The sequence below is a fragment of the Xanthomonas prunicola genome (assembly GCF_002846205.1).
GTDB classification, from domain to species: Bacteria; Pseudomonadota; Gammaproteobacteria; order Xanthomonadales; family Xanthomonadaceae; genus Xanthomonas; species Xanthomonas prunicola.
Genome location: NZ_PHKV01000001.1, coordinates 778,218 through 792,234 on the forward strand (window position 1 = coordinate 778,218; position 14,017 = coordinate 792,234).

The window sequence follows — 14,017 nt, forward strand, 5'->3', positions numbered from 1 at the left end:
CATGAATTGACAGAAAGGACGCGCTTTGCACCATGACCAAAGACCCTTGCTGTCCTTGGCATGATGCGCTGGCCAGCACGACCATGACCTTGCCGCACCTGCGCCACTCGGGCGCAGCCGGTGCGCTGCGGCTGCATGTATGGGTTCATACTTCGCCGTTCTGCACACTGACCACGCGCGCCTGACGACCGCCTGCCCTGTCGTGTTAGCCGCTCTTAGCGTTCCAGCCCCAGATACTCCAGCACATGGCGCGCCAGCGCCTCTACATTCTCACCATCGGCGTGAAGATGGATCTCCGGTGTTTCGGGCGCCTCGTACGGCGAGTCGATCCCGGTGAAATTGGGAATCTGCCCGGCACGCGCCTTGCGGTACAGCCCCTTGACGTCGCGCGCCTCGGCAACCGCCAGCGGCACGTCCACAAACACTTCGACGAACTCGCCCTGGTCGAAACGCTCGCGCGCCAGTTGCCGCTCAGCACGGAACGGCGAGATGAAGCTCACCAGCACGATCAGGCCGGCATCGGCCATCAAGCGGGCCACTTCCGCCACGCGGCGGATGTTTTCAACGCGGTCTTCGTCGGTGAAGCCCAGATCGCGGTTGAGGCCGTGGCGCACGTTGTCGCCGTCCAGAATGAAGGTGTGATAGCCCAGGGCGTGCAGCCGTTTGTCGACCAGATTGGCGACAGTGGACTTGCCTGCACCCGACAGACCGGTAAACCACAACACGCGCGGCGTCTGGCCCTTGATGCGGGCACGTGCGCTGCGATCCACATCCAGATGCTGCCAGTGCACGTTGCCGGCGCGGCGCAAAGCGAATTCCAGCGTGCCGGCGGCCACCGTGGCATTGCTCTGTCGGTCGATCAGGATGAAACCGCCGAGCACGCGGTTGCGCGCATACGGCGAGAACGCGATGGGCTCGTCCAGCGCCAGATTGCAGTAGCCCACTTCGTTGAGCTCCAGCCGTTTGGCGGCCAGCCGCTCCTGCGTGTTCACATCGACCTTGTGCTTGATCTCGCTGATACTGACGGTGACCGTGCGGGTGCCGATCTTGAGCCAGTATGGGCGCCCGGGCAGCAGCGCGGCATCGTCCATCCACAGCAGATGCGCAGCGAACTGGTCGGCCACTTCGGGCGGGTCGTCGATGGCGGCAATGATGTCGCCACGGCTGATATCGATCTCATCGCGCAAGGTCAGCGTCACCGCCTGTCCAGCGCGTGCGCTGTCCACCTCGCCATTGGCATCGAGCACGCTTGCTACCTGCGTGCGGCGCCCGGATGGCACCACCACTACCGCATCGCCCACACGCACCTGCCCGGCGGCAATCGTGCCTGCATAGCCACGGAACTGCGCGTTGGGACGGTTGACCCACTGCACCGACAGACGCAGGCCGCTCCCGGCCTCCGGCGGTTCGAGCTGCACGGTGTTCAGGTGCTGCAGAAGATGCGGGCCGCTGTACCACGGCATCCGCGTCGACGCGGCGGACAGATTTTCGCCCTCCAATGCCGATAACGGAATGCATTGCAGATCGGTGATGCCTAGCTGCGCGGCAAGTGTTTTGTAGGCTTCTGCAATCGCGGTGAATACCTGCGCGTCGTAGCCCACCAGATCCATCTTGTTGACCGCCAGCACCACGTGGCCGATGCCCAGCAGGGACACGATATAGCTGTGCCGGCGCGTCTGCGCGAGCAAGCCCTTGCGCGCATCCACCAGCACCACCGCCACATCGGCAGTGGACGCGCCGGTGGCCATGTTGCGGGTGTATTGCTCGTGGCCCGGGCAATCGGCCACGATGAACTTGCGTTGGTCGGTATCGAAATAGCGGTACGCCACATCGATGGTGATGCCCTGCTCGCGTTCGGCCGCCAGCCCATCCATCAGCAACGCGTAATCGATGCCCTCGCCCTGCGTGCCATGCCGGCGGCTATCGCTTTCCAGCGCCGCCAGCTGATCGTCGAACAAGCGCTTGCTGTCGTACAACAACCGCCCGATCAGCGTGCTCTTGCCATCGTCCACGCTGCCGCAGGTGATGAAGCGCAGCAGCGGCTTGGCTTCGTGTTGCCGGAGGTAGGCGTCGATGGTGCTGGGAATCGGGAGCGGGGAATCGGGAATCGCAACGGCGGCCTCCTCCCTCTTCGTGTTCGCGGTGACGTGCTGTTCCGATTCCCCATTCCCGATTCCCGAATCGCTGCCCATCAAAAATACCCCTCAAGCTTTTTCTGTTCCATCGATGCGCCCGGCGCATGATCGATCATGCGGCCCTGCCGCTCGGAGCTGGTGCTGACCAGCATTTCGGCGATCACCGCTTCCAGGGTGTCGGCGGTGGAGTCGATCGCGCCGGTCAGCGGGTAACAGCCCAACGTGCGGAAGCGCACCGAGCGCAGCTGCGGGATTTCGCCGGGCTGCAGCGGCAGCCGCTCGTCGTCGACCATGATCCAGGCGCCATCGCGCTCCACCACCGGCCGCGCTGCGGCGAAATACAGCGGCACCACCGGGATCTTTTCGCGGTAGATGTACAGCCAGATATCCAGCTCGGTCCAGTTGGACAACGGAAACACGCGCACGCTCTCGCCGGGCTTGGTGCGCGCGTTGTAGAGGTTCCATAGTTCCGGGCGCTGGTTCTTCGGGTCCCAGCGATGGCGCGCATTGCGGAACGAAAACACCCGCTCCTTGGCGCGTGATTTCTCTTCGTCGCGCCGTGCCCCGCCGATTGCTGCATCGAAGGCACCGTGTTCCAGCGCCTGCTTCAGGCCCTGGGTCTTCATGATGTCGGTATGCACCGCGGCGCCGTGGCTGATCGGGCCGATGTCCTGCGCGATGCCATCGGGATTGATGTGCACGCGAAGATCCACCCCGGTCTCGGCCGCGCGACGGTCGCGGAAGGCGATCATCTCGCGGAACTTCCAGCGCGTGTCCACATGCAGCAGCGGGATCGGCGGCGGTGACGGCGCAAAGGCCTTGAGCAGCAGATGGAGCAGCACCGAGCTGTCCTTGCCGACCGAATACAGCATCACCGGGGCCCGGAACTCGGCGGCGACCTCGCGCAGGATGTGGATGCTTTCGGCTTCGAGCCGGTCGAGATGGGACAACGGCGGTAGGGTCATCGAGATGTCGGGTGCATCGGCGGGCAGACCAGCCGATGGTAGGGCAAGGCGCTGCAGTGTGTGCCGCCCTGATGACTGCACGAAATAAGCGGCCGGCATAACGCGATAACGGCTGCTCCTTTCTGGTGGCCGCAACGCTTCCCTAACATCGTCTCTCTCATCAAAGCCCCGGATTCGAATGACCGCCGCCAGTTCCGCGCTACCGCCCAGCCCCTTGCCCGACGAGCGCAAGGCGCTGCTGGACCGGTTGGTCGACGGCCTGGACACCGCAGCGCTATGGTGGCTGTCCGGCTACGCCGCCGGGTTGGCACAGGGCCAGCCGCCGCGCTCGTTGGCAGTGTTGCCCGGCGGACAAGCACACGCAATCGCCCAGGAAGCCCAGCGCCTGACCGTGGTCTATGGCAGCCAGACCGGCAATGCCCGCCGCGAGGCCGAGCACTTGGCCGCCGAGGCCGAGGCCGCCGGCCTGAGCGTGCGCCTGCTGCGCGCCGACGCCTACCCCACCCGTGAGCTGGCCAGCGAGCGGCTGTTGTATGTGGTGATCAGCACCCAGGGCGAAGGCGACCCGCCGGACGATGCCATCGGCCTGGTCGAATTCCTGACCAGCCGTCGCGCGCCCAAGCTGCCCGAGCTCAAGTACGCAGTGCTGGGCCTGGGCGATTCCAGTTACGCCGATTTCTGCGGCATCGCGCGGCGTATCGACGAGCGTCTGGCCGAACTCGGCGGCAGCCGCGTGCAGCCGCGTGGCGAGGCCGATCTGGACATCGACAGCATCGCCGCGCCGTGGCGCGCGCAAGCGCTCACGCATGCCCGCGAGCAGCTCAAGAGCGGCCTGCACTCGGCCACAGTCACACCGCTGCGCAGCAGCCCAGCCACGCCGGTGTGGTCGCATCAGCAGCCGTTCGCTGCGGAGTTGCTATCCACTCAGATCATCAGCGGTCGCGATTTCAAGGGGCCGGGCTTTCGTGTCTATGCCGTGCCCGACAAGCGCGTGCGGCATCTGGAATTTTCGCTGGAAGGCAGCGGCCTGAGCTACGAGCCGGGCGACGCGCTGGGCATCCGCCATCGCAATCCGCCCGCGTTGGTGGATGCGGTGCTGCAGACATTGCAGCTGGACGGCGATGCTGCCGTCACCGTCGGCGAGGAGACGCTGGCGTTGACTGCATGGCTCGCCACCCAGCGCGAACTGACCAAGCTGTCGCGGCCGTTTCTCACCGCCCACGCCGAGCGCGCAGGCGCACAGGAACTGCAAGCGCTGCTCGCCCCCACCCAGACTGCCGGCCTGGCGTCGCTGCTCGCCGATCATCAAGTGATCGACGTGCTGCGCCGCTGGCCGGCGGATTGGGACCACGCCGGCCTGCTTGCGGCGCTGCGCCCGCTCGCCCCGCGGCTGTACTCCATTGCCTCCAGCCGCAAGCGCGTCGGCGATGAAGTGCATCTGACCGTGGACGAAGTCACCTATCAGGCGCACGGGCATGCGCATCTGGGGTCGGCCAGCGGTTTTCTGGCAGCGCTTGCCGAAGGCGACACCGCCCCGGTCTATATCGAACCGAACGAGCGCTTTCGCGTGCCGGCCGATTCCGATCGCGACATCCTGATGATCGGCCCGGGCACCGGCGTGGCACCGTTCCGCGGCTTCGTGCAGGAGCGCGCGGAAACCGGCGCCACCGGCCGCAACTGGCTGTTCTTCGGCGCCCAGCATTTCAATACCGATTTCCTGTACCAGGCCGAGTGGCAGCTGGCCCTGCAACGCGGCGAGTTGCATGCGCTGGAAGTCGCGTTCTCGCGCGATCAGGCCGAAAAGCTCTACGTGCAACACCGCCTACGCGCACGCGGCGCCGAAGTCTATGCCTGGCTGCAAGGCGGCGCGCATGTGTATGTGTGCGGCGCCACCGGCATGGGCAAGGATGTGCACGCCGCCCTGCTCGACATTGTTGCCAGCCACGGCGTCCTGGATGCGGAGGCAGCCAGCGCGTACCTCACGCAACTGCAGGTGGAGGGGCGTTATGCGCGGGATGTCTATTAAGTCAGGGATTGGGGAGTCGGAATTTGGGATTTGCAGGAGCGGGTGTCCGCGCTCTTCGTGTTGTGTGGGTAATGCCCGCGCTTTGTTGTTGCCAATCTCCCATCACGAATACCGAATTCCGTCATGAGCCACTCCGTCGAAGACATCAAATCCGAAAGCCGCCGCCTGCGAGGGTCGCTGGAACAGAGCCTGGCCGATGCGGTGACCGGTGCATTGCGTGAGGACGATCAGACGCTGATCAAGTACCACGGTAGCTACCAGCAGGACGATCGCGATATTCGCGATGAGCGGCGTCGGCAGAAGCTCGAACCGGCGTATCAGTTCATGATCCGCACGCGCACGCCGGGTGGTGTGATTACGCCCACACAGTGGCTGGCACTGGATGGCATCGCCACCCGTTATGCCAATCATTCGCTGCGCATCACCACGCGTCAGGCGTTTCAGTTTCACGGTGTGATCAAGCGCGAGTTGAAGGCCACCATGCAGGCCATCAATGCCACCTTGATCGATACGCTGGCGGCTTGCGGCGATGTCAATCGCAACGTGCAGGTCGCCGCGAATCCGCTATTGTCGCAGGCGCACGCCACGCTATATGCCGATGCCGCGCGCGTCTCCGAGCATCTGTTGCCCAATACACGGGCATACTACGAAATCTGGCTGGACGAAGAGCGCGTGTCCGGCTCCGGCAACGAAGAAGAGCCGATCTACGGCGACCGTTATCTGCCGCGCAAGTTCAAGATCGGTTTCGCGGCGCCGCCGCTCAACGATGTGGACGTGTTCGCCAACGACCTGGGATTTATCGCGATCCTGCGTGACGGCGAGTTGCTGGGCTACAACGTCAGCATTGGCGGCGGCATGGGCGCCAGCCATGGCGATGCGGAAACCTGGCCGCGCGTGGCCAACGTCATCGGTTTTGTCACCCGCGATCAGTTGCTCGATATCGCTACTGCCGTGGTCACCACCCAGCGCGACTTCGGCAACCGTGCAGTGCGCAAGCGCGCGCGTTTCAAGTACACCATCGACGATCATGGTCTGGACACCATCGTGGCCGAGATCGCACGCCGTGCAGGCTTCGCACTGCAGCCGGCGCAGCCATTTGCATTCGAACACAACGGCGACCGCTATGGCTGGGTCGAAGGCGAAGACGGGTTATGGCACCTGACTCTGTCGCTGCCGGCCGGCCGCATTGCCGATACCGAAACGGCAGCGCATCTGAGTGGACTGCGTGCGATCGCGCAGTTGAACGTCGGCGAGTTCCGCATGACGCCCAACCAGAACCTGGTGATCGCCGGCGTGTTGGCCAGCGAGCGCGCACGCGTTGACGCGCTGGTTGCGCAATACGGCTTGGATGCCGGCAACCAGGCCGCCACCGCCCTGGCGCGCGGCGCGATGGCCTGCGTGGCATTACCCACCTGCGGCCTGGCGATGGCCGAGGCCGAGCGCTACCTGCCCGATTTCACCGCCGCGTTGCAGCCGATGCTGCAGCAGCACGGCCTGGCCGAAACGCCAATCGTGCTGCGTCTATCCGGCTGCCCGAATGGCTGCTCGCGCCCGTATCTGGCCGAGATCGCGCTGGTGGGCAAGGCGCCAGGGCGCTACAACCTGATGCTGGGTGGCGACCGCCGCGGCCAGCGGCTCAACACGCTATACCGCGAAAACATCACCGAGCCAGAAATCCTGGCCGCACTGGAACCGCTGCTGGCGCGCTATGCCGCCGAACGCGACCACGTCAATGATGAAGGCTTCGGCGATTTCCTGCACCGCGCTGGCTTGATCGCATTGCCGCCCTACCCTACACACCGTCGCCTCGACCTGGAATTGCTCGCATGACCGCGCTACCTGCTGCATCGATCACCTCTTCCGCGTTGGACGATCTGGACGCGCTCAATGCGCAGCTGGAAGGCCTGCGTGCCGACCAACGCGTGGCCTGGGCGCTGCAGCACGGCCCGCAGGACGCGGCGCTGTCGTCCAGCTTCGGCGCGCAATCGGCTGTCACGCTGCATCTGCTCAGCCAGCAGCGCCCGGACATTCCGGTGATCCTGGTCGACACCGGCTACCTGTTTCCGGAAACCTATCGCTTTGCCGATGCCTTGACCGAGCGACTCAAGCTCAACCTCAAGGTGTATCGCCCGCTGGTCAGCCGCGCCTGGATGGAAGCGCGCCACGGCCGCCTGTGGGAACAAGGCATGGTCGGCATCGATCAGTACAACAACCTGCGCAAGGTCGAACCGATGCGCCGCGCACTGGACGAACTCAACGTAGGCACCTGGTTCACCGGCCTGCGTCGCAGCCAATCCAGCGGCCGCGCGCAGACGCCCATCGTGCAAAAGCGCGGCGAGCGCTACAAAATCAGCCCCATCGCCGACTGGAACGATCGCGACGTGTGGCAGTACCTGCAAGCACACGATCTGCCGTATCACCCGCTTTGGGAACAAGGCTATGTTTCCATCGGTGATTTCCATACCACGCGGCGCTGGGAACCCGGCATGCGTGAAGAAGACACGCGCTTCTTCGGCCTGAAGCGCGAGTGCGGTATCCACGAGGATATCTAGCTACAGCAGCCCATTGCGATGTGCGCTGTACTGCGTGCGCAGTCACCAGCATGTGCGGCGTTTGCTTGGGCATGCGGCATCCAATAACGATGGCAACGTGCTGCTATCAGCGCCTCAGCACAGGCGTGCGCCCATCACCCTGCTGTGGCATCCGCTTGCGCATGCTGCATCCAGTAACGATCGACTCCCCACATCAGCACTAACGACAGACCGACCAGCGGGAAGACCAGCCCGCACAGCGCCAGCAGCACCATCAAGCCACGTAGCGTGCGTGGATCGGCCGGCAACGGCGGCACGCCCAGCCCTGCGCTGGGGCGGCGCTTCCACCACATCACCGCCGCACTGACGCACAACAGCACGATCGCGACGCAGGCGAACAACAGGATCAACTGGTTGGCAGTGCCGTACTGCTGCCCCAGGTGCACGTTGATGCCCCACTCCAGCAGCTTGGCCAGCGGCCCATAGTCGCGGTAGCGCATGTCCAGCAGCACCGCACCGCTGTATTGATCCAAATGGATCACGCGCTGCCGCTGCAGATCGGCCGGATACACCGACGCGGTATAGACCCCAGTCGTCCCACGCGGTGGTGCCACGCTATATCCAGGCAGGATGCCACGTGCATCGAAGCGCGCAATCGCCGCATCCAGGCCGATCGCTCCACGCCCCGGCCCAGCGAAGCCGCCAGCATCGCCATGGGCAGCATGCGCGCTCTCTGCCGAGTACGCGTATTGGGCTGACTGCTCTGAACGGGCTACGTGCTCTGAGTGCCCAAACTGAGCTAAGTTCGCTGCGGGTTCTGCATGCGCTGCGTGTCCGGTGAGCGCTGTGTGCTCGGAGTGCTCGTTGCCTCCCTGCAGTCCACTGGCGTGCTTGCCATGCAACCGCTCATCCAACCCGCCAGCCCCTCGTGTAGGCACCACAGACTCCGGCAAGCGCGCTTGCCGCAACGACCACGCCGGCTCACCACTGTCGGCCAAGCGCTGTTGCGACATCGGCTGCTGCACGCGCAGCCCGGCGGGATAGCCAAAATCATGCCCATTGGCCCAGCGATTGACCTGTGCCCCCCAGAGCCATGACCACGGCATGCCGGTCAGCGCCAGGAAGAGCAGGATCGCGCCAACCCCGGCACCGGTCACCGCATGCAGGTCGCGCCAGAACAGCCGCTGCGTCGGCTTGCCACGCACACTGACCACACCGCCACGTCGCCCGCGCGGCCACCACAGATACATACCGGTGAGCACCAGCACGATCGCCCATCCGCCCGCCATTTCGATCAGGCCACGCGCATATGGCCCGACCAACGCAAGGCTGTGCAGCCGGCGGATCGTCCAACTCAGCGTGCCGTGCTCCGGCAAGGCGCCCAACACACGTGCACGGTATGGATCGACATAGACCACCTGCCGCACGCCGTGTGCATCCACCAATCCCACCTCGGCACTGGCATCGGCACGTTTGGACGTGGTGTAGACAAACAAGCTGCCGCCGTAGCGCTCTCGTGCAGCGGCAACCAACTGCTGCGCAGGCAAGCGCGTATCGCCTACCGGCACCACCTTCAACGCATGGTGCACGCTGCGATCGATTGCGTCCTGATACAAAAACGCAGCCCCGGTCACCGCCAACCAGATGATGAAAGGCAGCACCAGCAATCCGGCATAGAAATGCCAGCGCCACACCGCGCGATAGAAGCGCCAACGACTCCCTTGGCGTGCCTGGTCTACGCCACTGTGGTCAGTCATTGCCTGCATCAGAAACTCCAATCCCACGACAGCGACAACGCACGTCCGTCACCAGGCGAGTAGCCGGAGGTGCCGCTGTCGTACCAGGCGTACACATACGCGCGATCGGTGACATTGCGCAGTTGCAGGCTGAGTGCGTTGCGCGCATCCACGTTCCAGCGCGCGCCCAGATTGAGCAAGGCATAGCCACCGGTGCAGCCCAGCGTGTTGGTGCGATCCAGGTAGTAATTGCCTTGCGCGTTGCTCCACGCACTCAACTGCACAGCCGAACTGGCCTGCCACTCCAGCCCGGCGGTCGCCAGCCAGTGCGGCACGTTTTCGATCTCCTTGCCGCGCGTGGCCGGTGCGCTCGGATCGGGCGTAGCGATCGTGGCCTTCTGCCGCGAATACGACACCCATGCACGCCAATGCTCAGCCGGCTGCAGGTTGAGCTGCGCATCCCAGCCGCGCCGTAGCGTGCGGCCGACATTGGCCACATCGCCAATACCCACCACGCCATTCACGCCAAAAATGGTCGCCACCTCACCGGATGCGCGTTGCTCCCAATACGCCAGGCGCCCATCCACCAGGGTCGACGGTGCGAACTTGAAGCCGGTCTCCCAGCCGTCATTGATCGATGGCCCCAGATTGCCCAGTTGGCGACGGTAGGCACCATCGCCGCTGCCGATCTGGAAGGTCCGCCCCCAGTTCGCATACACGCTGCTCTGCTCGCCCACGCGGTAGCTCGCACTGAACTTGGGTTGCTTGATGGTGCCGTAGTCATAGGTTGGCGCAACGATGCCGGCCAGCACATCGTGCAACTGCCCATCGACGCGATCGATGCGATACCCCGGCACCAGCTGCAAGCGCGCAAACGGCGTCAGCACCGCCTGCACATACGCGCCACGTGTGCGCAGGTCGTAATCCCAATCGCGCAACTGCGCACCGCGAACGCGGGCCACGGTGCGATACCGCTGCGACTGATTTTCCTGCCATTGCGCATCCACCCCGGCTTCGAGATTGGCATTCAGTGCACCCCAGTCCGGCTGCCAGTTGCTCCGCAGCAGCAGCCCGCGATGGGTTTCGTCGGTATCACGTTCCTGTTGCAGGCCGGCCGCAGAAAACCGCACCCAGCGCTGATTGCGGTAGTCGTTCTGGTAGGCCTTGGCGCTCCATTGCGCCTGCTCACCGAGCTCACCGTCCGCATGCAACGCAGTCTGACGCAGACGACGCTCGCTTCGGTCGTTCTGCGCATAGTCCGGCGAGCGACGCGGCGCCGCACGCGCGGTGGCCGCGTCCAGATAGCCAGCTTCCAATGCATGGTTGTCGTAATACCGCGTGGTGAGCCCGGCGCGGAATGCACCGTCCGGGTCGGTGTAAAACCATTTACCCGCCACGCTGCGTTTACGCGCATCGGCATGATCGCGATAGCCGTCCGAGTCGCGCCAGGCCAGCACATAGTTCTGGCTCCACGCGCCCTGCTCGAACCCTTTGCTGAGTTGCACCTCGCGCGCATCGAAGCTGCCGGCCGTCACGCTCAAACGGCCATCGTTGCCGCCGGTACGGGTCAGCACGTCGACACTGCCGGCAATGGCGTTCAAGCCATAGCGCGCGTCGTTGGTGCCGCGCACGATCTCGATCGCGCTGATGTCCTGCGGAAACACCGCATCCAGGTACGGCATGGCACCCGCATTGTCGTTGCTGGGAATGCCGTCGATCAGCAGTTTCACCGCATTGATGCGCCCCTCGCCATTGAAGCCCCGGAACGAAAACCGCCCTGCATCGGTGCCCATGCGGAACTGGGTGACCTGCACCCCGGGCGCGTGCATCAGCAGTTCCCAGCTGTAGTCCACATGTTGATCGTGCAGCAGCTCGCCGCCGATCACATCCACCGAACTCAGCACGCGCGCCGTACTCGGACTGCGCTGCGCGTGTTCGCTCACCTGCACCTTGCCCAGCGTCAGTGCCGCGTCCTGTGCCTGCACATTGCATGCAGGCCCCCACGCCAGCGCCAACGACGGCGCATACCACATCGTCTTCAACAACCGTAGACGCATGACCAACCCTTCGCCGTGGCAGCACGGCCGTACAGCCGTGCGCCACCACCACCGTGGCGTGCATCGGCATCACTCGAATGAGAAGCGAGTCGTCCGCGAGTCCCCACAGCGACGCCGACACCTCAGGCGCGTACCAGGCACAACTGCATGAACGCCCGCGCAGGGGCAACCTTACGCAGGCAGCGGTGGTCCACGTGCGCCGAGCGCGGCCCATCGAAAGACCGAGCGTACGCTTGCCTGGGTGTGCGCTGGAGCCGGCGTTGGCCACAGCTGCAGCAGGCACAGCAATGCCACAATGAGCAATGGCAGCAACCGTGCGGCCAAAACGCAGTAGTCGCAGGCCTCGCCATGTGTCGCTGCGTCGTGGCTGCCTGAGTGCTGCATCGCCAGTGCGGCGCCGGGGTGCGCAGGCGCAGCAATGCCTGGCGGCTGGGGTCGATGATCGGCATGCAGCGAGCTCTCTGCCGACAGGGCCGGGGCGCTCATGCACATCGGCTCGGTCGACTGCGTCTGGCTCCAGCGGCTGATCAGCGGAGCTACCAGCATCAGCAACACCGCCACACAGGCAAGCAGAGGCAATAACCGATGGCGACGGAACGAACGCAGCATGCCGCGCAGTGTAAGCCGCCAATTGACCCAGTGCGATGGCCGTGGCCAATGCGCGACCGGATGTCGCACCCGGCCAGGTCCGTTGCATCCGACGACCTCGCCCGAGCATGCGCGGGCAGCCAGCGCGCCCGCATCCGAGGTGGATCCCGCCGCAGCCGAGCCGACCCCATCACGCCGCCCTCGCCTGCGCGCAGTCTCCAGGCCAGCAGCCGCATTTTCCCCATCTTCGTGACCGTAGACACATGCGGGGCCTTGGCATGCCCTATGCTTAGGGCCTACCACCCTTTCTCTGCGCGCATGAGTACCGTCCTGTCCGATCTCGCGGCCGAACCGCTTCCTTGCGCACCCAAGCCTCCCAGCGAAGCGCTGCGTCTCCAGGCGCTGCGCAGCTACGCCATTCTCGACACCCCGCGCGAAGCGGCGTTTGAAGACATTACCCGGCTCGCCTCGATCATCTGCCAGACGCCGATCGCGCTGATCAGCCTGGTCGATGCCGACCGCCAGTGGTTCAAGAGCGAACGCGGGATGGGCGAGCGCGAGACTCCGCTGTTCAAATCGATGTGCGCGCACGCGCTGCTCGACAGTGACGTGCTGGTGGTCCCCGACACGCGCGAAGACCTCCGCTTCTCACGCAACCCGCTGGTCACCGGCGAAGCGCCGCTGTACTTCTATGCGGGCGCCTTATTGAAGACGCCTGACGGCCTGCCGCTGGGAACGGTCTGCGTCCTCGACCGGGAACCGCGTCAGCTCACCGATGAACAGGTGGAAGCCCTGCGCGCACTGGCACGCCAAACCATGGCGCAACTGGAATTGCGCCGGGCATTGGCGGTCGCCGAAGAATCCGATCGGTATCGCAGCCGTCTGATGGCCATCGCCGGGCATGACTTAAAGACTCCGCTGCGGACTGCCGCCTACGCCATCGACAAGATGCGCCGACATGCCAACGTCGATTCCATCCCCACCCTGGTGACCGCGCGCGATGCGATCAGCCTGGTCGGCCGTAGCCTGGACGAATTGGCCACGCTGGCGGCCTCGAGCAAGGCTGCCATGCCGGACCTGCAATCGCTGCAGCTGGAAGACGTGCTGCATTCGGTGCTGGGCGTGTGGCGGCAGCCAGCCATCGACAAGTGCCTGGCGCTGCGCCATGTGCCCACCTCGCTACGCGTGCGCAGCCACACCACCTTGCTGACCACCTTGATCGGCAACCTGGTCGGCAATGCCATCAAGTACACCGAACGCGGTCGCGTGCTGGTCGGCACCCGCCGTCGCCCGGGGTTTGCGGTGGTGGAAATCATCGACAGCGGCATCGGCCTGAATCTGGAGCAACCCGAGCAGGTGTTCCAGGCGTTCCGCCAGGCCGACCCGCACAGCGACGGCCTGGGCATCGGGCTATGGATCGTGCATCGCACTGCCGAGACGCTGGGATGCGAAGTGGACGTGCGCCCACGCCCGCAAGGAGGCACCTGTTTTTCGGTGCGTATTCCCTTGGCTTGAAAGTCTGTGGCTCACAGATTGTCTCGGCGATCTGCGGCTATAACCTGGGGTCGCAACATTTAGGGCGTCGGTCTGCAGCCGGACCCAAACGAGGCTGCCAGTGCGATCCCGCCAAGCGGACGTTGCGGCAGCGCACACCGCATACGACGCGAGGTCGCGTGCAGGCGGCGACCGCGGCGACCCGGCAAGCTCGCCGCAGATGTAGAGGACTCCCGCGATCGCTCTGCGCGCGCACCGCCTGCATTGCACACGGCACGTCTTTACCCTCTCCCATCTCCCACAAGAGGTGTCGCCGAGCGGAGCAAACTCAAAAAAAAGCGGATCCGGGCTCCCGACCCGGATCCGCCACCAAGCACGCCAGGTCTCTCCCCAGGGACCCGGGTGCGCCAGCCGCTCTGTGCACAGCCTCGTGCAACAGTGATGCGGCAGCGCTAGCAACCCTTCGACGACACCGCGAAACACAC

The 14,017-nt window shown here is 64.9% G+C and carries 9 protein-coding genes; 4 read left to right on the forward strand and 5 right to left on the reverse strand.

Going from position 1 to position 14,017, the window contains the following annotated elements; translation table 11 throughout:
* Positions 1 to 215: 215 nt before the first annotated feature.
* Positions 216 to 2,192: a sulfate adenylyltransferase subunit CysN gene (cysN, locus tag XpruCFBP8353_RS03450; protein WP_101361915.1), complete on the reverse strand. Its 1,977-nt coding sequence runs from the start codon at positions 2,190 to 2,192 to the stop codon at positions 216 to 218.
* Positions 2,192 to 3,100, reverse strand: a complete 909-nt coding sequence (gene cysD, locus XpruCFBP8353_RS03455; RefSeq protein ID WP_101361916.1) for a sulfate adenylyltransferase subunit CysD — start codon at positions 3,098 to 3,100, stop codon at positions 2,192 to 2,194. The genes cysN and cysD overlap by 1 nt, the downstream gene beginning before the upstream one ends.
* Positions 3,101 to 3,278: 178 nt before the next feature.
* On the opposite strand from cysD, the gene XpruCFBP8353_RS03460 reads away from it, so the two are divergent.
* The 3 genes from XpruCFBP8353_RS03460 to XpruCFBP8353_RS03470 all read left to right on the forward strand — a co-directional run bounded on the left by XpruCFBP8353_RS03460 (position 3,279) and on the right by XpruCFBP8353_RS03470 (position 7,678).
* Positions 3,279 to 5,126, forward strand: a complete 1,848-nt coding sequence (locus XpruCFBP8353_RS03460) for an assimilatory sulfite reductase (NADPH) flavoprotein subunit (RefSeq protein WP_101361917.1) — start codon at positions 3,279 to 3,281, stop codon at positions 5,124 to 5,126.
* Between the two features lie 123 nt (positions 5,127 to 5,249).
* Positions 5,250 to 6,956 (forward strand): assimilatory sulfite reductase (NADPH) hemoprotein subunit, encoded by a 1,707-nt coding sequence (gene cysI / locus XpruCFBP8353_RS03465; RefSeq protein ID WP_101361918.1) that lies wholly within the window; start codon positions 5,250 to 5,252, stop codon positions 6,954 to 6,956.
* Positions 6,953 to 7,678 (forward strand): phosphoadenylyl-sulfate reductase, encoded by a 726-nt coding sequence (locus XpruCFBP8353_RS03470; RefSeq protein WP_101361919.1) that lies wholly within the window; start codon positions 6,953 to 6,955, stop codon positions 7,676 to 7,678. Before cysI ends, XpruCFBP8353_RS03470 begins: the two co-directional genes overlap by 4 nt.
* A 134-nt stretch (positions 7,679 to 7,812) precedes the next feature.
* Here the strand turns inward: XpruCFBP8353_RS03470 and XpruCFBP8353_RS03475 are convergent, their stop codons facing one another.
* From XpruCFBP8353_RS03475 to XpruCFBP8353_RS03485, 3 genes are all read right to left on the reverse strand, one after another.
* Complete coding sequence (locus XpruCFBP8353_RS03475; RefSeq protein WP_101361920.1) at positions 7,813 to 9,423, reverse strand: PepSY-associated TM helix domain-containing protein; 1,611 nt, start codon at positions 9,421 to 9,423, stop codon at positions 7,813 to 7,815.
* The gene (locus XpruCFBP8353_RS03480; RefSeq protein WP_162300963.1) at positions 9,423 to 11,426 is read right to left on the reverse strand and encodes a TonB-dependent receptor; all 2,004 of its coding nucleotides are present in this window, start codon (positions 11,424 to 11,426) and stop codon (positions 9,423 to 9,425) included. The genes XpruCFBP8353_RS03475 and XpruCFBP8353_RS03480 overlap by 1 nt, the downstream gene beginning before the upstream one ends.
* 195 nt (positions 11,427 to 11,621) lie before the next feature.
* Positions 11,622 to 12,059: a DUF2946 family protein gene (locus tag XpruCFBP8353_RS03485; protein ID WP_101361922.1), complete on the reverse strand. Its 438-nt coding sequence runs from the start codon at positions 12,057 to 12,059 to the stop codon at positions 11,622 to 11,624.
* A 297-nt stretch (positions 12,060 to 12,356) separates the two neighbouring features.
* Between XpruCFBP8353_RS03485 and XpruCFBP8353_RS03490 the strand changes: the two genes are divergently transcribed.
* Complete coding sequence (locus XpruCFBP8353_RS03490; RefSeq protein ID WP_101361923.1) at positions 12,357 to 13,553, forward strand: sensor histidine kinase; 1,197 nt, start codon at positions 12,357 to 12,359, stop codon at positions 13,551 to 13,553.
* Positions 13,554 to 14,017: the final 464 nt, after the last annotated feature.